Genomic DNA, 19,461 nt, shown 5'->3' on the forward strand with positions numbered 1-19,461 from the left:
CTTTTGAAGCTCCCCAGGATATTTAAGGCAAACAGAAAGAGTTGATGGAGCGCCGTGTCTGTTTGTGGGGTTATGTGGGCAGGTGGATGGTGAACCTTGCGCGGATGGCGGCGTCGGTCTCGGGGTCAAAGCGTGCGGGGCTTTTGCGCGCGAGGATGTCATGTTTGCGCGCGGTGGCTTTGGCGACAAGGTCGGGTTTGTCTTTTTCGACCCATTCCTTGGGCGAGGTTCTGTCACCAAGTTTGGGGTAGACGTGATCTGTCTGCATGCGGCCCAGTGTGCCATCGGTGCCGAGGTAGTGGCCCGGCCCGCCAAGGCAGACCTCGCGCATTTGATCCAGAGCGAGGGTTGCTTCATCCACTTCGATCCCGCGCACGCAGCGTTGGGCCTGTCCGATGAGATCATCGGCGAGGATCAGGCTTTCGTGGCAAAAGCCAAGGAGCGAGGCATGCATGCCTGCGGCTTCATAGACCATGTTGCAGCCTGCCAGACCTGTCATGACGTTGGAGCACATTTGCTCCCAGCCTGCCTGCATATCGGGCAGTTTGCTGTCGGAGGCACCGCCTGCCGCGCCGCCGGGGAGGCCGTAGAACTTGTGCATCTGGGCGCAGCCTGCTGAAAGCAGGGCCTGCTCGCCTGAGCCGACTGTCATCGCGCCTGTGCGCAGATCAAGGCCGAAGGGCCATGTGCCAAATATGGCAGGGTGGCCCGGGGCGATGGCGTTGACATAGACGATGCCTGCAAGGCACTCGGCTGTGGCTTGCACGATGGCACCTGCAATGGTGCTGGGGGCGGTTGCGCCTGCCATGCCTGCAGAGAGCAGAAGCACGGGCATGCCGCCGCGGATGCAGGCTTCCATGACTTCGCAGGCTTCGGTTGCGAACTTCATGGGCGGGACGACGAAGCAGTTGGAATTGCTCACGAAGGGGCGCGCGCGCCAGTTGCTTTCGCCCCCTGCGATGAGGTGGAGCATTTCCAGCGCATCGGGCACGAAGGCGGGCTCGGTGAAGGAGGTGCCCACGTGTTTGGAGGTGCCCGCGCAGCAGGCGTAGATGGTGTTGAGATCCATCTCGCGGTTGTCGGAAATATCGCGGCACACCATGGGGCGCTGTACGAAGTGGACGTTATCAAGCTCGTGGGCGATGCGGGCTGCGTCGTGCAGGTCTTGGACGGTGCTGTCGCGGTAGCTGCGCCCGTCGGGCTCGACCATATTGACCGCGGCGCCAGCTGTTCCGTAGTGCACGCGTGCGCCCTCGAGTAGCATGTCGTGCTGTGGCTCGCGGCCAAAAAGGGTGATGGAGGTCGCGGCCTTGGCAAGCATGTCTTCAACCAATGCGCGCGGAAAGCGGATGCGGCCATCCGCGCCCAGAATTGCGCCGGCGCCTGTGAGGATTTCAACGCCAGAGGGTGGCGCATCGCAGAGGCCGATGGTTTCGAGCGCCTCAAGGGCGGCCTCGTGGATCTTGAGCACATCGGCATCGGTGAGCGGTTTGTAGCGGCCCCCTTGCATCCCTGCACGGATGGGGCGTGTGGCGGGGTCAAGGGGGGCGGCGCGGGCAGCGCGGCGCGCCGTGCGGCCCCCTGAGCGAGCGGATGTTTTGATGGGGGTTTGATCTGTCATGGGGTGCGATCCTGCAAAAAGTAAAAAGGCGGGGTGAGCGGCTTGGGGCCTGCTCAGGGCCGCCCGCGCGCTGCACGGCCACGCTCTGCACCGATTGTGCGGATCACCAGAGAGATTTTGCAAAACGGAGCCTGCATAGAACACCTGTGTTCGAAGGATTTCCCCGATTAGGGCGCGCTGCCAGGTGTGATTCTGTCCCGACTGCGACATTCTGTCGTTTTCGGGTGGCCGCCGCCCTGTGGGGCAGCGGCTTGCGGGCTTGGCTTAGACGAGACCTGCTGTAAAATCGACGATTTCTTTGAGAGCGGCTTCAAAGGGCGCGTCGGGAATCGTCATGGCGACACGGATATGGCCAGCGCCCGCTTGCCCGAAGCTTTCCCCCGGCATGACGGCGATGTGGCGCTCCATGAGGAGCTTGTCTGCAAAGGCGTCACCAGAGAGGCCTGTGGCGCGGATGTCGAGCACCACATACATAGCGCCCGAAGGTGGGGAGAGGCGCACAAGGTTTTGCCCCTCCAGTGCTTTTTGCACGAGGGCGCGGCGGCGCTTGAAGGGGGCGGCGATCTCTTCTTCAAAGCCTTCGCCAAGGCCAAGCGCGAAGAGGGCGGCTTGCTGGGTGAAGCCTGCAACACCGTAGTTTGTATTGGTGAGCAGGTTGAGGACATGCTCCATCGCGCCCTCGGGGCCGACGAGCCAGCCCACGCGGCTGCCTGTCATGGCGTGGCTCTTGGACATGGAGCCGACAACGAAGGTCCGTTCGGCCATCCCGTCAAGGGCGCGGATGGAAATATGCTCACCCTCCCAGACTTGGGTGTCATAGACCTCGTCAGAAATGACGATCAGGTCGTGCGCCTTGGCCACTGTCGCGATCATCTCGAGCGTGTCACGGCTGTAGACGGCACCTGTGGGGTTGTTGGGGCTGTTGATGAGCAGGGCCTTTGCGCCGCGCGCGGCGGCATCCAGCGCCTCGAAGGTGGGTTGGAAGCCGTTGTCAGCGGATGCTTGCACGGCTTTGGGCACGCCGCCCACAGAGCGGATGGTGCCAGGGTAGGTGGCATAATAGGGGTCAATGAAGAGAGCTGTGTCGCCTTCATCCAGTGCGGCGCGGAAGGCGGCGAAGAGGGCGGCTTGCCCGCCAGCTGTGATGAGCACATTCTCAAGCGCTGTCGGCACGCCTGTGCGCGTGGTGAGGCGGGTGGCGACGGCGTCGCGCAGCGCGTCTATGCCCGGCACCATGGCATAGCCCGTGGCCCCGCCGAGCGCGGCGGCATGCATGGCCTCAAGAATGCGGGTGTCTGTCTTGATGTCATGCTCGCCAATTGTGAGTTCGGTCACCTTGTGGCCCTCGGCGATCATCTTGCGGGCTTTTACGAACAGCTCCCAGCCGTCGGAGCCGCCGCCTGTGATATGGGTGATGGTTTTGGACAGACGCATGTGGGCCTCGCTTTGAACTGAGTCTAGAAGGCGCCCATGGGCCTTGCTTGCGAAGGGAATGTCAACGCCACGGGGCGGGTTTTTCTTGGCAGAGCGGGGGCAATGGGCTAGGCAGGGCCTATGAGACCAGAGATTTGCATTATGTGCTGCATTATCACCTGCTGAGATATCAGGCGGGCTGTTCTTCTTATTCCAAATTCGAGATGAAGTTGTTAAGCCCGCCACAAGAGCGCTTTTGCGCGCATGAGGGCCGTTATGACCGAGATAAAGCTATACAACACCAAGACCCGCAAGAAAGAGGTCTTTACGCCGATCGAGGCTGACAACGTGCGGATGTATGTCTGTGGGCCGACGGTCTATGACCGGGCGCATATTGGCAATGCGCGCCCCGTGATTGTGTTTGATACGCTCTATCGCGTGTTGCGCCATGTCTATGGGGCGGACCATGTCACCTATGTGCGCAACTTTACCGATGTGGACGACAAGATAAATGCCCGCGCCGCCGAGAGCGGGCGCAGCATTGGCGAGATCACGGCAGAGACAACCGAGTGGTATCTGGAGGATATGGCCGAAGTGGGCGCGCTTGAGCCGACGCATATGCCGCGCGCCACGGGGTATATTGGCGAGATGATCAGTATGATCGAGGCGCTGATCGAGAAGGGCCATGCCTATGCCGCAGAAGGCCATGCGCTGTTTCGGGTGCGATCCTACAAGAAGTATGGTGCGCTCTCGGGGAGAGATGTGGACGACATGATCGCTGGGGCGCGTGTCGAGGTTGCGCCTTACAAGGAAGACCCGATGGATTTTGTCCTTTGGAAGCCTTCGAGTGACGACCAGCCCGGATGGGACAGCCCGTGGGGGCGGGGGCGACCCGGTTGGCATATTGAATGCTCGGCCATGGCCAAGGCGCTGTTGGGCGATGTGTTTGATATCCACGGAGGGGGGCTAGACCTACAGTTCCCCCACCACGAAGACGAGATCGCCCAGAGCTGCTGTGCCAACGGGACAGACGAGATGGCCCGTTTCTGGATGCACAACGAGATGTTGCAGGTCGAGGGCAAGAAGATGTCCAAGAGCTTGGGCAACTTCTTCACCGTGCGCGACTTGCTCAAGCAGGGTGTACCGGGCGAGGTGATCCGATTTGTGTTCTTGAGCACGCATTATCGCAAGCCGATGGACTGGACGGAGAAGAAAGCCATTGAAGCGGCCAGAACCCTGCGTAAATGGCGGGCCTTAACCGATGGTGTAACGCCCACAAATGCTAGCGATAAGTTTATTGCTGCAGTAGCAGATGATCTTAATACAGCTGGCGCAATTGCAGAGATGCATCAGCTTGCCTCCGAAGGAGATTTGGGAGGCCTGTTGGCATCGGGTCAACTGCTGGGCCTTCTTGAGGAACACATGGGGGATTGGGTCAACCGCGGTGGGATCCAGCTCGACAAGCTTAGAGAGCTTTTGACGCATGCGCGAGAGGAGGCCATGGCGTCCAAAGATTTTACGGAAGTGGACAGGCTAAAGGCAATGTTTGTTGAGGCAGGTATTGAAGTGCGTATGGGGAAAGAGGGGGTAATCCTCGCCGCATTCGATGATGTCGATTTGTCTAAACTGGAGGGTTTGCTATGACCTCTCCACTCATCCTACACCGACCAGACGGGAGAGGGGTGGTCAATGACTGAACGCCTCTACCTCTATGACACAACCCTACGCGACGGGCAGCAGACCCAAGGCGTGCAGTTCTCTACGCCCGAGAAGCACCAGATCGCGGAGATGCTCGATGCGCTGGGGATTGATTATATCGAAGGCGGCTGGCCGGGCGCGAACCCGACGGACAGCGAGTTTTTCGAGGCCAAGCCCAAGACGCGGGCGCGCTTTACCGCCTTTGGTATGACCAAACGCGCGGGGCGCTCGGCTGAGAATGACGATGTGCTGGCCGAGGTGATGAACGCAGGCACAGGCACGGTTTGCCTTGTGGGCAAGACCCATGACTTTCATGTCACGACCGCGCTGGGGATCGGCCTTGAAGAGAACGTCGAGAACATTCGCGCGAGCATGGCTTACATCGTTGCTCAAGGGCGTGAGGCGCTGTTTGATGCAGAGCACTTCTTTGACGGTTACAAAGCCAACCCCGCCTATGCGCTGGAGTGCCTGAAGGCTGCCGAGGCCGCTGGCGCGCGCTGGCTGGTGCTTTGCGACACCAACGGTGGCACGCTGCCCCATGAGGTCTATGAGATCACCAAGGCGGTGATTGCGGCAGGGATTGCGGGCGAAAAGCTCGGCATTCACACACACAACGACACGGAAAACGCCGTGGCCTGTAGCCTTGCGGCCATTGATGCGGGCGCACGGCAGGTGCAGGGCACGCTCAATGGCCTTGGCGAGCGCTGTGGCAACGCCAACCTGACCACGCTCATTCCGACGCTTTTGCTCAAGGAGCCTTACGCGAGCCGCTATGAGACGGGCGTGAGCCATGAGGCGCTGGCGGGGCTGACCAAGATCAGCCGCAAGCTTGATGATATTCTCAACCGCGTGCCGATGCGTCAGGCGGCCTATGTGGGGGCAAGCGCCTTTGCCCATAAGGCGGGGCTGCACGCGAGCGCTATTTTGAAAGACCCGAGCACATACGAGCACATTCTGCCAGAGACCGTGGGCAATGCGCGGATCATCCCCATGTCAAATCAGGCGGGGCAGAGCAACCTGCGCCGCCGTTTGGAAGAGGCGGGCCTCTCGGTGAAGCCCGATGACCCCGCGCTCGGGCTGATCCTTGATCAGATCAAGGCGCGCGAAGCCGAGGGCTATACATATGACAGTGCGCAGGCGAGCTTTGAGCTTCTGGCGCGGCGCGCGCTTGGGCAGATGCCTGCGTTCTTTGAAGTGAAGCGCTACCGTGTGAGCGTGGAGCGGCGCAAGAACAAGTATAACAAGACCGTCTCGCTTTCGGAGGCGGTGGTTGTGCTGAAAGTGGATGGCGAAAAGCGCCTCTCGGTGAGTGAGAGCATGGACGAGACCGGCTCTGACCGCGGCCCTGTGAATGCGCTCGCCAAGGCACTGGCCAAGGATTTGGGGCGCTACGGCGAAGCGATTGCCGATATGCGGCTGGTCGACTTCAAAGTGCGGATCACCCAAGGTGGCACAGAGGCTGTGACCCGCGTGATCATCGACAGCGAAGACAGCGCGGGCCAGCGCTGGAGCACCGTGGGGGTCTCGGCCAACATTGTCGACGCGAGCTTTGATGCGCTTCTGGATGCGATCAACTGGAAACTTTTGCACGCGACGGTTTGAGGGGCGGGCTTTGCATAGAGGGTGAGCTTTGGGCTTTAAGATTTTGTTTGGTATAGTTTTTGCGGCTTTCGTATATTTTGCTCTGGCCTTTGGTCTGATCGTCTCACAACGCCCCACGAGCCTTGAACCAACCGAAAGTCTGGATTTCTCGCGTGTTCTGGCCAGCCCGTTTTTGGCCCCTGATGATCCTGCCTTTGGCTACAAAAGCTTTTTGGCAGCAGATGGGGCCGAGCTGGTTTATACACATGTCGCGGCGCGTGGGGCGTCGCAGTTGCCTCTTGTGGTTATGCTTCATGGCTCTGGCTGGCACGGGCGCCAGTTTGACAGCCTGGCTTGGCGCTTGCGCGATGTGGCCGAAGTCAAAGCGCTGACGCTGCGGGGCCACGGGCTCAAGCCGCGTCCGCGCGGAGATGTGGCCTATATCGGCCAGCTGGAAGATGACATCGCTGCGCTGATCGCCGAGGAGCCGGAAACACGCGAGATCGTGTTGCTCGGGCATTCTTCGGGCGGGGGGCTTGCCGTCCGCTTTGCGGGTGGGGCGCATGGCGGGTTGATCGACAGCGCTATTCTGCTTGCCCCGTTTCTTCAATATGATGCGCCTGTCACGCGGCCCGGCTCGGGTGGCTGGACGCGGGTGTTGACACGCCGCGTGATTGGTCTGGCCATGCTCAACGCGGTCGGGATTCACAGGTTTGATGGCCTCACCATGCTCCAGCTCAACATGCCGCGTGAAGTCTTGATGGGCGCTCAGGGCAAATATGCGACGCTTCGGTATTCGTGGCGCTTGAACCAGTCCTATGCGCCACGGCGGGATTATCTGGCAGATGTGGCTGCGTTGCCGCCCTTTCTGCTTGTTGCGGGTGCAGAGGATGAAGCCTTTATCGCCGAAGGCTATGAGCCGTTGATGCGCGAGGCTACCGAGAAGGGCACCTACGCGCTTGTTGGTGGCGTGGGGCATCTTGATGTTGTAGAGAGCCGCGAAACCGAAGCGCTGATCAGGGAGCATTTGCGTGGCCGAGGCTCAACACGATAACATCACCGCCTGTGCAGAAATTGTGCTCAAGGGTGACCCTGCGCGCTTTCGCGCGGCGATGGCTGCCCCGCTTGCTTTGCGCGAAAAGCTCTTTGTGCTGTTTGCGTTCAATGTCGAGGTGGCGCGTGCGCCGTGGGTGACGGCAGAGGCGATGATTGCCGAGATGCGCTTGCAATGGTGGCATGATGCGCTTGGCGAGATCGCCGCTGGCGGCGCTGTGCGGCGACACGAGGTGGTGACGCCTTTGGCCGATATTCTCTCGCCTGAGCAGGCGCTTGGCTTGCAAAGCCTTGTTGAGGCCCGCCGCTGGGATATTTACCCTGATGTCTTTGAGGATGAGGCCGCGCTGTGGACACATCTGGGCAACACCACAGGCGCGTTGATGCGGGCCTGTTTGGGGCTTGTGGGTGTGCAGAGCACACCAGAGCTTGATGACGGTTTGGCCGCAGTGGGGCTTGCAGGCTGGCTGACGGCGGTGCCGGCTCTGATCGGGCAAAACCGACACCCGCTGCCAGATGGTTCTGAAGCTGCTATCGCGCGGCTGGCTGGGGAAGGGCTGGCGAGGCTTCTGCCAGCGCGCCGTGCGCCGCTGCCCAAGCTGGCAAGGCGCGCGCTTCTTGCTGGCTGGCAAACAGCGCCGCTTTTAAAGCTGGCCGCCAAAGAGCCTGCGCGTGTGGCCAATGGCACGCTGGAGCTTGCGCCGTTTCGCGTGCACATGCGTCTTGCGCGGCTTGCGCTCACCAATCGCTGGTAGCACCCTTCGACCTCTAGTCTTTGGGGCGCAAGACCAACCAGATCAGCGCGCCACCCGCCAACATGAGGAAGGGGGCCATCGCGAGGTTGACCGATGTCCAACCAGCCTGAGCCGATGTGCCCGAACAGTTCATCAGCCCGCCTGACGCGAGCGAGGCCACAAAGACACCGCCAAAGACCAGAAGGTCGTTCATGCCCTGCAAGCGGCCGCGTTCATGGGGTTCGTGGCTGCCTGCCAGCATGGTGGTTGCGCCAATAAAGCCAAAGTTCCAGCCCACACCCAGCAGCACCAGTGCGACAAAGAAATGCTCAAGATCTACGCCTGAAAGGGCAACGGCACCTGCGCCTGCCAGTATCACAAGGCCCAGTGCAACGATCTTTTCGGCCCCAAAGCGTGTGATGAGGTGGCCTGTGAAAAAGCTGGGAATATACATCGCCAAAACATGCGCGGTGACAACATAGCCCGCAATAAACTGGAACTGGTCGCGCAGGCTGCCCGCAGGCACGATCCCTGAAATCCAGCCGGGGATCTCGGTTTCGCCACCGATGCCACAGCCCACGACCGCCAGAGGCGTCGAGGTCATGACAAGGTTCATCAGCGCATATGACACCATGGCCGAGATGATCGAGACAGCCACAACGGGTGTCTTCAGAAGCTCCATGCGCGAGCGCCCGCGCGGGGCGTCATGGGCGGGCACGGGGGGCTTGGGGATGTCAAGGAACAGAAACAAGAGCGAGCCGACCAGATTGAGCACCATCACCGTGAGGTATGTGCCCACAAACGGCACCGCGCCAAAGGCCATCGAAGAGTAATTGCCCAGCTGCGGCCCGATGATGGCGGCGAGAAGCCCGCCAGCCATGACATATGATATCGCCTTGGGGCGGTAACTGTCAGAGGCTGTGTCGGCGGCTGCAAAGCGGTAGAAACCTTGGGCCGACATGTAGACCCCTGTGATCAGGCTTCCGAAGAGGTAGAACCCGAAGGAGGCCTGATACAGCCCGTAAGCGCAGATGGCTGCGCCAAGCGCGCCAGCCATGGCCCCGAGGATGAACCCTGCGCGGCGTCCGTAGGTTTGCATAAACCAGCTCAGCGGGGTGGCCGCGAGCATGGAGCCGAGCACGATCATCGAGATCGCCAGTGTGGCAAAGCAGAGGTTACTGGTGAGCATCTGCCCTGCGAGGCCCCCGACCGTGAAGATCATGGGCATCTGGGAGCCGAGCAGCGCCTGAGCGAGAACCAGGATCCAGACGTTGCGCTTGGCGCGCTGGTCGTTAACGGGTGAAGTTGTATCTGTCATGGCAGAAGGGCTAGTGGCTTTTTTTGACCCTCGCAAGCGCGATGTGCGCCCGCGTGAGCGCTAACGTGCGCATTTTTCAAAGACAAACCTCTATTGCGTCTTTTCACTGGAGGGCAGAGGGCTTAGACAGGGTGAGCAAAGTTTTACGGCATGGCCCAGAGCCTGCCGACCAAGGGAGACAGACCATGCTCAACAATATCGGCCTTCCCGGCCTTCTTCTCATCGCTGTTGTCGTCCTCGTCCTGTTCGGGCGTGGCAAGATTTCTTCGCTCATGGGCGAAGTTGGCAAGGGCATCACGGCTTTCAAAAAAGGTGTGAAAGACGGCACAGAAGAGCTTGAAGACCAGATGGCAGAGGACATCAAAGACGTCACGCCAGCTGAAGAAAAAGACAAGGCGTAACCTTTTATGTTTGATCTTGGCTGGACCGAGCTTCTGGTCGTTGGCATCGTTGCGCTTATCGTTGTCGGCCCCAAAGACCTGCCTGTCTTGTTTCGCAAGGCAGGGGAGTTTGTCGGCAAGATGAAGGGCATGGCGCGGGAGTTTTCCAAAGCCATGAACGACGCCGCTGACGAAAGCGGGATGCGCGAAACCGCCTCCAGCCTGCGCAACATTGCCGACCCGAAGAAGATGGGGCTTGATTCGATCAAGGACGCTGTAAAGGACGCCACCAAGTGGGACCCTGAAAGCGAGACAGGCAAGTTGGCCGCCAAACGTGAGGCCGAGCGCAACCGCATGGTTGAAGAGGCCAATGCCTCTGCGGCCGAGACGGCAAAGCAGGTTCGCGAAGCCCATGCTGCGCGCCTTGCGGCTGAGGCAGGTGACGTTCCGACACCCGTGAAAGCTCCGACCGCGAAGAAACCTGCTACGAAAAAGCCTGCTGCAAAGGCTCCTGCCGCGAAAAAAGCCGCAGAAAAGAAAGCTGCCCCCGCCAAAACGGGCGTGGCCAAAAAGCCAGCAGCCAAGACACCCGCACCCAAAAAGCCCGCAGCCAAGAAAAAACCTGCGCCAGATAAAGCATGAGTAGAACATGAGCCAGACTGACACGCCTGACGAGATGGACGCCTCCAGCGCGCCGCTGATCGAACATCTGGCAGAGCTGCGCACACGGCTTATCCGCTCGGTTCTGGCCTTTATCGTCGGCATTATTCTGGCCTTTTTGGTGGCCGAGCCGATCCTGCAGTTCTTGCTGGAACCCATTGAGGCAACGCTGCGCACCTTGGGTGACCCTGACCCGACGCTTCAGTATACCTCGCCGCAAGAATATCTTTTCACACTGTTTCGCATCTCTATGGTGTTCGGGTTTGCGCTCGCTTTTCCTGTGATTGCCTTCCAGATGTGGCGCTTTGTGGCGCCCGGGCTCTACAAGAACGAGCAGGGGGCTTTCCTGCCCTTCATTATCGCTTCCCCTGCCATGTTCATTCTGGGGGCGTCGTTCGCCCAGTTCGTGGTGACACCGCTAGCGATGCAGTTTTTCCTCGGCTTCGCCGACGTGAGCTCGATCTTTGCAAACCTTCTTGCGCGCTCTGTCGACAACCTGCCAGATGCGGCGGCGGTTGTGCCTGAAAGCACCGATGGGCTGAAGATCACCTTCTTCGGGAAGGTCAACGAGAGCCTTGATATCACCCTGAAATTTATCATCGCCTTTGGCCTTTGCTTCCAGCTTCCTGTGTTGCTGACGCTCATGGGCAAGGCTGGCCTTGTCAGCGCTGAGGGCCTTGGCGCTGTGCGCAAATATGCCATGGTTGGAATTTTGCTGCTTGCCGCCCTTGTGACGCCGCCTGATGTGATCACGCAGATGATCCTCTTTACGGTTGTCTATGGCCTTTACGAGATCTCTATCCTGCTTGTGGGTCGCGTTGAGACAAAGCGTGAAGAGAAGTTGCGTGAAGAGGGCTACTTTGACGATGAGGAAGACGAGTTTGACGACCCGTTGATGCGCGAGTTTGATGAAGACCTTGCCGCAGAAGAAGACGACGACGATGGCATGGTGGACAAGTCCAAATGAGCGAGGAGCTGGCGCGCATTGCGGCGGCTCTGGAGCGGATGAGCCCACCACCGCTGCCTGCACCTGACTTTGCGGCGGCAGATGCCTTTGTCTGGCATGTCGAGCCTGACCGCCTCAGCCCTGTGGCGCGGGTCAGCAAAGTCGACTTGTCCTTGCTCGTCGGTGTGGATCGTTCGCGCGATACGCTGTTGGACAACACACGCCAGTTTGCGCGGGGCCTGCCGGCCAACAACGCGCTCCTGTGGGGCGCGCGGGGCATGGGCAAAAGCTCTCTGGTCAAGGCCGTTCATGCACAGGTGCTGGCCGAGGGCCTACCGCTTAAGATGGTTGAGCTACAGCGCGAAGACCTGCCAAGTGTGGCGCGGCTTTTGAACCTGTTGCGCAGCTCCCAGGCGCGCTTTGTGCTCTTTTGCGACGATCTCAGCTTCAGCCACGATGACCAGCATTATAAGTCGCTCAAAGCGGTTCTGGATGGCGGGATCGAGGGGCGGCCAGACAATGTGGTGTTCTATGCCACGTCAAATCGCCGCCATCTTATGCCACGTGACATGATCGAGAACGAGCGCTCCAGTGGCATCAGCCCGAGCGAGGCTGTCGAGGAAAAAGTCTCACTGAGTGACCGCTTCGGTCTCTGGCTCGGGTTTCACCCATGCTCTCAAGATGAATATCTTGCGATGATCAGGGGCTATTGCGCGCACTTCGGAATCACGCTCCCTGAGGCAACCTTGCGCGCTGAAGCGATAGAGTGGCAAGCAACGCGCGGGGCCAGATCAGGCCGCGTGGCTTGGCAATATGTCACCGATCTTGCCGGGCGCACGGGTGTGCCGCTCACCTGATCAGAGCTTTCTTTTTGCTAAAAATATCCCGGGGGTCTGGGGGCAGAGCCCCCAGCGGATCGGAGGGCGCGCAGCGCAATCCGAGACCAATGCTCCCTCACTGCAAATAGGGCAGCGGGTCAACGCTCTCAAAGCCTTTGCGGACTTCAAAGTGCAGGAAGGGCGCATCGCCTGCGCGCACAGTGGCCAGCTTCTGGCCACGGTTGACGCTATCGCCCTTTTTCACCGTGATGTTGCCAACATTGGCATAGACCGTCAGCAGGTTGTCAGGGTGCTTCACCACGATGATGGGCACTTGGTCGGCATCTGATGTGATGGCAGCAACCGTGCCCGCGCCAGCCGCGCCAATGGGCGTGCCTGCGGGGGCTGAAATGTCGATCCCTTCGTTCTTGCCCTTGGCATACTCGCGGATGATCTTGCCGCGTACGGGGTAGGAGAATTTACCCGCGCTTGCGGTTTGTGTCTGGGTTTTGCCAAGATCATGCGTGGGGGCTGAAGGCACAGCGACCGCAGGGGTTGGCACGGCTTCGGGCAGTGGTGTGGCCGCGCTTGGGGGCACAGGTGTGGGCGAGCCTGCGCCCGGCTTTGTGGCCTCTGCTGCTTGCGTCTCGGGCATCGGTGCGAGGTTGGTGGGGATCAGCAGGAACTGTCCCTCTCGGATCGCAAAGTCGCTTCCCAAACCGTTCCAATCAGCCAGTGAGCGCACCGAGACGTTGTAGAGGCGTGAGATTGTATAGGCAGACTCGCCGCGCGAGACCTTGTGGCGCACGGGCTCTACCATGCTTTGAGTACGGTCCGTTTGCGGCGCTGCTGCGGGTGTAACGGCTGCTGGCTGGGCGCGGTCAATTGCGCCTTCGGCCAGCTCGGTGATATCGACGCTGGCGGGCTGGATCGGGCCTGAGGTGATAGCGCCTGTGGCGGGTGAGGGTTCTGCCACGCGGTTAGGCAGAGCGATGACTTCGCCTGCGCGCAGGCTGTCACCTGTCTGGATCCCGTTGTAGCGGGCAAGCTCGTTTGCATCGGCACCAATGCGTGTGGCCAGCGCTGACAGCGTATCGCCGCGCTTGGCGACGGCCACTTGATAGTTGGGGTATGAGATGATTCCGCGGTCGTCAGGGCTGGGGCGGCTTGCTGTTGCGTCGCGGGCCGCTGAAGAGGTGTCCGCGCCTGAGCCGAGCTTGCCGCGCAAGTCAAAATCCAGGGGGCGATCACAGCCTGCAATCAGGGCCATTGCCGTGGTGGCCGCCAGAAGCTTTATGGCATAACCTTTTTTCATCTCGATATCCTCACACCTGCTCCTTGTTGCCGGAGCTTTTGTTACTTGCATGTTGTGGCCAGCTTAGGCCTCTTTTCCGAGCCCTTCCAGAAGCGGCACAAACCGGACAGGGCGCAACTCTTCATAGTCAAACCCGTCGTCCAGCCGCGTCACCTTGATCAGACTTTGCACAGCATCAGACTGGCCCACAGGTACGATCATGATACCTCCGATTTTCAGCTGCGCCAAGAGCGGGCCGGGCGGGTCCTCGGCGGCGGCTGTCACGATGATGCGATCAAAGGGGGCCTGGTCGGGCAAGCCGAAGCTTCCGTCGCCTGCGAAGGCTGTCACATTGGTGAGGTCCAGCCGTTCAAAGAGCGCCTGCGTTTCGCGCACCAGACGTCTGTGGCGTTCGATGGTGTAGACGCGGCGCGCGAGCTGGCTGAGAATGGCGGCCTGATAGCCCGAGCCAGTGCCCACTTCGAGCACTTTGTCACGGGGGCCGACTTTCAGCGCTTGTGTCATAAGGCCGACGACCGAGGGCTGCGAAATGGTTTGGCCGCAAGCGATGGGAAGGGGCGTATCTTCATAGGCGCGCCCCTCAAAGGTGCCCCGTACAAAGTGGCCACGGTCAATCCGCTCCATCGCGCCGAGCACCAACGGGTCTGTCACCCCTTTGGAGCGCAGCGTGTAAAGAAACTGCATTTTCTGCTCAAGCGGATCCAGTGCGGGGTCGGTCATGTGTTAAGGCTCTTGAACTGGTCTAACATATCATGCGCCGTCAGATCTGCGCGCATGGGGGTCACTGAGATATAGCCTGCGACGTTCACATCGGCATCAGACCCCGGCGTGGCCGGCACGCGCTGGTCGTGGCCCTTGATCCAGAGAAAGCGCTTGCCCGATGGCGAGAGGTGCGGCTCGACCCCGAAGGTCACGCCCTGGCGAAAGCCCTGAACAACGGTGCGAGTGCCTTTGACCGCATCGGCGGGCACTGGCGGAAAGTTGACATTGTAAAACAGGCGGTAGTCTGACTGGTCTTTTGGCTCTGCTGCGATGATTTTGCGCAGCAGCTCGGCGCCGTGCACCTCTGCTGCTTCAAACGGGTTGTCGAGCCCGTTGTTTTCAGGGCCAAGGTATTGCGAGAGGCCTACGGCAGTCAGCCCTTGCAGAGCAGCTTCCATGGCGCCGCCAAGCGTGCCCGAGTAAAGCGCGTTCTCCGCAGAGTTGTTGCCACGGTTGACACCTGACAGGACAAGGTCGGGGCGCTCGGGCATGATGTCATGCAGAGCGGCGAGCACGCAGTCTGCGGGTGAGCCTTCAGCTGCAAAGCGTTGTTTGCCCATTTTCTGAACCATCATCGGATGGGTGTAGCTGATGCAGTGGCCGACGCCTGACTGCTCAAAGGCTGGGGCGACAACCCAGACATCGCCCTTGGGGCCAGCCAGATCCCAAGCGATCTTTTCAAGGGATTTGAGCCCCGGTGCGTTGATGCCGTCGTCGTTGGTGAGAAGTATCCGCATGTGCCCGCCTGCCTGCTGTTTTCATTTGAATAAAGGAGGGGGCGGCACAGGGCAAGGCAAGCTACACCCTGCGCGCACCAATAGAGTCGTTTATGCGACAGTTTTGAATGAAACCGGTTTTAACCTTTGTCTGCTGCGCACCCTCGGGGCGTGCTTTGCCAAAGATCGGTGCGGCAATGCTGTGTGGATCAGCCCAGAATAGCTGCTGCGAGACGCGCGGCTTCTGCTGCGGGGGGCGCGAGCGTTGCGCGGTCTTCTCCGGGGAAGAAACGCGCGCGCAGGGCAGTGGCCAAGGGCGCAGGCTTGAGGATGTGCACCTTGGGGCCGGTCTTAACCGTTTCGGCAGCCCAGCTGCGCGCCAGCGCAATTTGCGCGGCTTTCGTGGTGCCGTAGGCGCCAAAGAACTTCTCGCCGCTGTGATCGTCTTCAAAGAACATGGCGTGGCTGTCCTTGGTCAGCAGGGGCGAGACAAAGCCGATCAGCCGACCCGCGGCTGTGAGGTTGATATCGACGGATTTTTCCCAGCCTTTCAGGTCCATGTGATCCGCTGGAGACAAGGGTGCTGCATGCGCGGCAGTGTGCGCCCAGATATCAACAGTGCCCCAGCGATCATAGATCGAGCGGCAGAGCTGGGCCATCGCGTCGGCGTTGGTGATGTCCATCGGCGCAAGAGTGGCCTCGCCGCCTTTCGCTTTGATGCGATCATCAAGCTCTTCCAGCGCGCCTGTAGTGCGGCCGACGGCCACAATGTGGTGTGTGCCGCAGAGCGCCTCTGCAAGCCCTGCGCCAAGGCCACGGGATGCGCCGGTTATGAGGGCGATTTTGTCTGTCATATCAAGGTCTTTCGCTGCACGTCTTAAGTGATGCTTTTACTCTGCGGCCTTCATTTCGAAGCCTTTTTCTATCATGTCGGAGGGCAAAACAGGGTACTCTCCCGAGAAGCAGGCATCGCAATATTGCGGACACGCGGTGTTGCGCCCTTCAGCTTCGCCCGCCGCACGGTAGAGACCGTTGAGCGAGATGAACTTGAGGCTGTCAACATTGAGGTGCACGCGCATCTCTTCCTCTGACATTGTCGCGGCCAAGAGCTTTTCGCGCTGCGGCGTGTCTACACCGTAGAAACAGGGCCAAGCCGTGGGCGGTGAGGCGATGCGAAAGTGCACTTCTGCTGCGCCTGCATCAAGGATCATCTCCTTGATTTTGCGGCTTGTTGTGCCGCGCACAACACTGTCGTCGACCAGAATGACCCGTTTCCCCTTGATCAGAGCGCGGTTCACGTTGAGTTTCAGGCGCACCCCCATGTTGCGGATCTGCTCTGTCGGCTCAATAAATGTGCGGCCCATATACTGGTTGCGGATGATGCCCATAGCGTAGGGAATGCCGCTCTCCTGAGAAAAGCCGATGGCCGCTGGCGTGCCCGAGTCGGGCACGGGGCAGACAAGATCAGCCTCAACAGGTGCTTCGCGGGCAAGCTCTACGCCAATCTGGCGGCGTGTTTCATAGACGGAGCGCCCGCCGATGATGCTGTCAGGGCGAGAGAAATAGACATGTTCAAAGATACAGAAACGGGGGCTTTGCTTGCGGAAAGGAAAGCTGCTTTCGATCTTGTCGCCGGAAATGACCACCATTTCACCCGGTGCGATCTCGCGCACGAAATCAGCACCGATAATGTCGAGCGCACAGGTTTCGGAGCTGAGGGCATAGCCATCGCCAATTTTGCCGAGCACAAGCGGGCGCACGCCAAGCGCATCGCGCACACCTATAAGCTTGGTGCGGGTCATGGCGACAATCGAGAAAGCGCCTTCGACACGGCGCAGCGCATCTTCCATCCGCTCGGGGATGGTGCGCTGCAAGGACCGCGCCATGAGGTGAATGATGCACTCGGAGTCAGAGCTGCTCTGGAAAATGCTGCCACGCTCGATAAGCTCGCGGCGCAGGGCGTCTGCGTTGGTGATATTGCCGTTGTGGGCAATGGCCGCACCGCCCATGGAGAACTCACCGAAGAAAGGCTGCACATCGCGGATGGCGGCACCTTTTGAGCCTGCGGTGGAGTAGCGCACATGGCCGATGGCGAGGGGGCCGGGCAATGTTTCCATCAGGGATTGCTTGGTGAAGTTATCGCGCACATAGCCAAAGCGGCGCACAGAGTTGAAGCCATGCTCAGGATCATGCGAGACAATGCCGCCTGCTTCCTGTCCGCGGTGCTGGAGGGCGTGGAGGCCAAGCGCTACGAAGTTTGCAGCGTCGGTCACACCAGTGACGCCAAAAACGCCGCATTCCTCCTTGAGTTTATCGTCGTCAAAGGGGTGGGCGTAATGTGTGGTCACGGGAGGGGCTCCGAATCCAAGGGTGTCTTGAAACCTTCATAGTCAGGCGCGACGGATATGTCACCCGACGATACGCTCTCTTTAGTTGCGAAAGCGGGTTTATTCGCCGCAGCTTGCAACGAGCTGTTCATATTGCTGTGTGATCCAGCCCAAAGCTTGCTCAGGGTTCCGCTCTTCAATCGTCCCTGTCATCTTGCCAAAGACCCGCGCCGAGCGGCTGTCATCAATCGCGGCGATATCCTGACTTGTGACAACGGTTTCGTAGACGAAGAAGGCAATTGCGATGAGCAGGATGCCGCGCGCCACGCCAAAGAGAAAGCCAAGTGCCTGATCCAGCCCGCCGAGGGCCGAGCGCTGGATGAGCGAGGAAAACATGGGCGTAAACAGTGCGGCAATCACAAGGACAAGTGCAAAAATGGCCGCAGCGCCAGCAATCATGGACAGCTCGCAACTGTCTGAGATGAGATCGCCGATAAAGGGGACTTCCTTCACCAGAGGCTGCACTTGAGGCGCAAAGATAAAGGCCAGAATAGCCGCCAGCACCCAGCCTGCAATGGCGAGGCCTTCGCGCACAAGCCCGCGGGAATAGGCCAGCAGGGCCGACACGACAATGATCAGGGCAACGACGCCGTCAACGATTGTAAAACCTTCCATGATCACTCTCTTCTTACTGGTTGCGCAGGCTTAGCCAGCGCCAAAAATATCGCCCACAAAGGCAGTTAGGTCATCATACCGTTTGGCCGCGAGACCTGCGGTTGCGGGAGCTTTGTCCCCCTTTGGCATGATTGCGGTGGAAAAACCAAGCTTTTGCGCTTCTTTCAACCTGTTTTCTGTTTGCGACACGGATCTGAGTGCGCCTGACAGGCTGATTTCCCCAAACACAACGGTGTCTTTGGGCAGGGCTGCATCTTCGCGCGCCGACAAGAGGGCGGCTGCCACGGCAAGGTCGGCCGCGGGCTCGGAGACTTTCATGCCGCCCGCCACGTTGAGGTAAACATCAAGCCCCGCAAAGGGGATGCCACACCGCGCTTCCAGCACTGCGAGGATCATCGCAAGGCGCGAGCTGTCCCAGCCCACAACGGTGCGGCGGGGTTGTGAATGAGGGCTTGGGGCGACAAGCGCTTGAAATTCAACAAGAACGGGGCGTGTGCCTTCGATCCCGGAGAAGACGACAGAGCCGGGTGATGGCTCGCCGCGCTCGGACAGAAACAGCGCCGAGGGGTTCTTCACTTCTTGCAGGCCAGCGCCTGTCATCTCGAACACGCCGATCTCGTCGGCGGGGCCGAAGCGGTTTTTGACGGCGCGCAGAATACGGAACTGGTGGCCGCGCTCGCCCTCAAAATAAAGCACTGTGTCGACCATATGCTCGACCACGCGCGGGCCGGCGATCTGGCCGTCTTTGGTGACATGGCCCACGAGGATCACGGAGACGCCCTTGCGCTTGGCAAAGCTGGTCAGCTCATGGGCGGCTGCGCGCACCTGAGAGACGGAGCCGGGGGCGCTGTCGACGGTATCGACCCACATGGTCTGGATCGAGTCGATGATGGCAAGCTGGGGTTGTTCGGCTTCCAGCGTGGTCAGGATGTTGCGCAGGTTGGTCTCGGCGCCAAGCCTCACGGGCGCATCCTTCAGCCCCAGACGCTGTGCGCGCATACGCACTTGTGCCGAGGCTTCCTCACCAGAAATGTATATTGTTTTCAGGCCATTAGAGGCAAATTTTGCAGCCGCTTGCAGCAGAACTGTCGACTTGCCGATGCCCGGATCACCGCCCACAAGGATCGCGGAGCTGGGCACAAGGCCACCGCCCAAGACGCGGTCAAGCTCGTCCATCTTGCTCAGGGTGCGCGGGGGCGGGGCCTCGTCTGTGGAGAGGTCGCTGAGCTCAACCTGTCCGCCACGCTTTGAGCCGATAGATTTGGAGCTGGAGCCATCGGAGAGGGGTTTTTCCTCGGTGATGGTGTTCCATGCGCCGCACGAATCACACTGGCCACCCCATTTGGTGTAGGTGGCGGCGCAGGCGTTGCAGACATAGTGAAGTTTTTTTGCCATTTATTTTGTATGACCAAGCGCAGCGCCGCCGTCAACTGGCAGAGCGACG

Annotated in this window: 18 protein-coding genes; 8 read left to right on the top strand and 10 right to left on the bottom strand. The window is 60.1% G+C overall.

Annotated elements, in window-relative coordinates; translation table 11 throughout:
* Positions 1-70: 70 nt before the first annotated feature.
* Entirely contained in the window at positions 71-1,621 is a 1,551-nt protein-coding gene (locus tag ACTG3X_RS08170) for a trimethylamine methyltransferase family protein (RefSeq protein WP_439110761.1), read from the bottom strand.
* Between the two features lie 264 nt (positions 1,622-1,885).
* Positions 1,886-3,055: a pyridoxal phosphate-dependent aminotransferase gene (locus ACTG3X_RS08175; RefSeq protein ID WP_439110762.1), complete on the bottom strand. Its 1,170-nt coding sequence runs from the start codon at positions 3,053-3,055 to the stop codon at positions 1,886-1,888.
* Positions 3,056-3,310: 255 nt separating this feature from the next.
* Here ACTG3X_RS08175 and cysS point away from each other — a divergent pair, with 255 nt between their 5' ends.
* From cysS to ACTG3X_RS08195, 4 genes are read left to right on the top strand one after another with little or no spacing between them, the layout of a single operon-like run.
* Positions 3,311-4,678 (top strand): cysteine--tRNA ligase, encoded by a 1,368-nt coding sequence (gene cysS, locus ACTG3X_RS08180; protein WP_439110763.1) that lies wholly within the window; start codon positions 3,311-3,313, stop codon positions 4,676-4,678.
* A 45-nt stretch (positions 4,679-4,723) separates the two neighbouring features.
* Positions 4,724-6,334: a citramalate synthase gene (cimA, locus tag ACTG3X_RS08185; RefSeq protein WP_439110764.1), complete on the top strand. Its 1,611-nt coding sequence runs from the start codon at positions 4,724-4,726 to the stop codon at positions 6,332-6,334.
* A gap of 43 nt (positions 6,335-6,377) precedes the next feature.
* The gene (locus ACTG3X_RS08190; RefSeq protein ID WP_439110765.1) at positions 6,378-7,367 is read left to right on the top strand and encodes an alpha/beta hydrolase; all 990 of its coding nucleotides are present in this window, start codon (positions 6,378-6,380) and stop codon (positions 7,365-7,367) included.
* Positions 7,345-8,121, top strand: a complete 777-nt coding sequence (locus ACTG3X_RS08195; RefSeq protein WP_439110766.1) for a squalene/phytoene synthase family protein — start codon at positions 7,345-7,347, stop codon at positions 8,119-8,121. The genes ACTG3X_RS08190 and ACTG3X_RS08195 overlap by 23 nt, the downstream gene beginning before the upstream one ends.
* A gap of 13 nt (positions 8,122-8,134) precedes the next feature.
* Here ACTG3X_RS08195 and ACTG3X_RS08200 read toward each other — a convergent pair whose 3' ends face one another.
* Positions 8,135-9,418 carry an MFS transporter gene (locus tag ACTG3X_RS08200; protein WP_439110767.1) on the bottom strand — a complete coding sequence of 428 codons (1,284 nt, stop codon included), beginning with the start codon at positions 9,416-9,418 and terminating at the stop codon, positions 8,135-8,137.
* Between the two features lie 185 nt (positions 9,419-9,603).
* Here ACTG3X_RS08200 and ACTG3X_RS08205 point away from each other — a divergent pair, with 185 nt between their 5' ends.
* From ACTG3X_RS08205 to ACTG3X_RS08220, 4 genes are read left to right on the top strand one after another with little or no spacing between them, the layout of a single operon-like run.
* A complete protein-coding gene (locus tag ACTG3X_RS08205; RefSeq protein ID WP_439110768.1) occupies positions 9,604-9,819 on the top strand; it encodes a twin-arginine translocase TatA/TatE family subunit in 216 nt (71 codons plus the stop codon).
* A gap of 6 nt (positions 9,820-9,825) precedes the next feature.
* The gene (gene tatB, locus ACTG3X_RS08210; protein ID WP_439110769.1) at positions 9,826-10,440 is read left to right on the top strand and encodes a Sec-independent protein translocase protein TatB; all 615 of its coding nucleotides are present in this window, start codon (positions 9,826-9,828) and stop codon (positions 10,438-10,440) included.
* A 7-nt stretch (positions 10,441-10,447) separates the two neighbouring features.
* Positions 10,448-11,425: a twin-arginine translocase subunit TatC gene (gene tatC, locus ACTG3X_RS08215; protein ID WP_439110770.1), complete on the top strand. Its 978-nt coding sequence runs from the start codon at positions 10,448-10,450 to the stop codon at positions 11,423-11,425.
* Positions 11,422-12,261: an ATP-binding protein gene (locus tag ACTG3X_RS08220; RefSeq protein ID WP_439110771.1), complete on the top strand. Its 840-nt coding sequence runs from the start codon at positions 11,422-11,424 to the stop codon at positions 12,259-12,261. Before tatC ends, ACTG3X_RS08220 begins: the two co-directional genes overlap by 4 nt.
* Positions 12,262-12,358: 97 nt before the next feature.
* On the opposite strand, the gene ACTG3X_RS08225 is transcribed toward ACTG3X_RS08220, so the two are convergent.
* From ACTG3X_RS08225 to radA, 7 genes are all read right to left on the bottom strand, one after another.
* A complete protein-coding gene (locus ACTG3X_RS08225; protein WP_439110772.1) occupies positions 12,359-13,537 on the bottom strand; it encodes a LysM peptidoglycan-binding domain-containing protein in 1,179 nt (392 codons plus the stop codon).
* Positions 13,538-13,600: 63 nt separating this feature from the next.
* Positions 13,601-14,257, bottom strand: a complete 657-nt coding sequence (locus tag ACTG3X_RS08230) for a protein-L-isoaspartate(D-aspartate) O-methyltransferase (RefSeq protein ID WP_439110773.1) — start codon at positions 14,255-14,257, stop codon at positions 13,601-13,603.
* Positions 14,254-15,036 (bottom strand): 5'/3'-nucleotidase SurE, encoded by a 783-nt coding sequence (gene surE / locus ACTG3X_RS08235; protein WP_439110774.1) that lies wholly within the window; start codon positions 15,034-15,036, stop codon positions 14,254-14,256. Before surE ends, ACTG3X_RS08230 begins: the two co-directional genes overlap by 4 nt.
* A gap of 188 nt (positions 15,037-15,224) precedes the next feature.
* Positions 15,225-15,869 (bottom strand): SDR family NAD(P)-dependent oxidoreductase, encoded by a 645-nt coding sequence (locus ACTG3X_RS08240; RefSeq protein ID WP_439110775.1) that lies wholly within the window; start codon positions 15,867-15,869, stop codon positions 15,225-15,227.
* A 36-nt stretch (positions 15,870-15,905) separates the two neighbouring features.
* Positions 15,906-17,363, bottom strand: coding sequence for an amidophosphoribosyltransferase (gene purF / locus ACTG3X_RS08245; RefSeq protein ID WP_439110776.1), 1,458 nt, complete (start codon positions 17,361-17,363; stop codon positions 15,906-15,908).
* A 99-nt stretch (positions 17,364-17,462) separates the two neighbouring features.
* Positions 17,463-18,017, bottom strand: a complete 555-nt coding sequence (locus ACTG3X_RS08250; protein ID WP_439110777.1) for a CvpA family protein — start codon at positions 18,015-18,017, stop codon at positions 17,463-17,465.
* A 30-nt stretch (positions 18,018-18,047) separates the two neighbouring features.
* Positions 18,048-19,412 carry a DNA repair protein RadA gene (gene radA, locus ACTG3X_RS08255; protein WP_439110778.1) on the bottom strand — a complete coding sequence of 455 codons (1,365 nt, stop codon included), beginning with the start codon at positions 19,410-19,412 and terminating at the stop codon, positions 18,048-18,050.
* Between the last annotated feature and the right edge of the window lie 49 nt (positions 19,413-19,461).

Origin of the sequence: Lentibacter sp. (assembly GCF_965658795.1) — a bacterium.
Classification (GTDB): domain Bacteria; phylum Pseudomonadota; class Alphaproteobacteria; order Rhodobacterales; family Rhodobacteraceae; genus Lentibacter.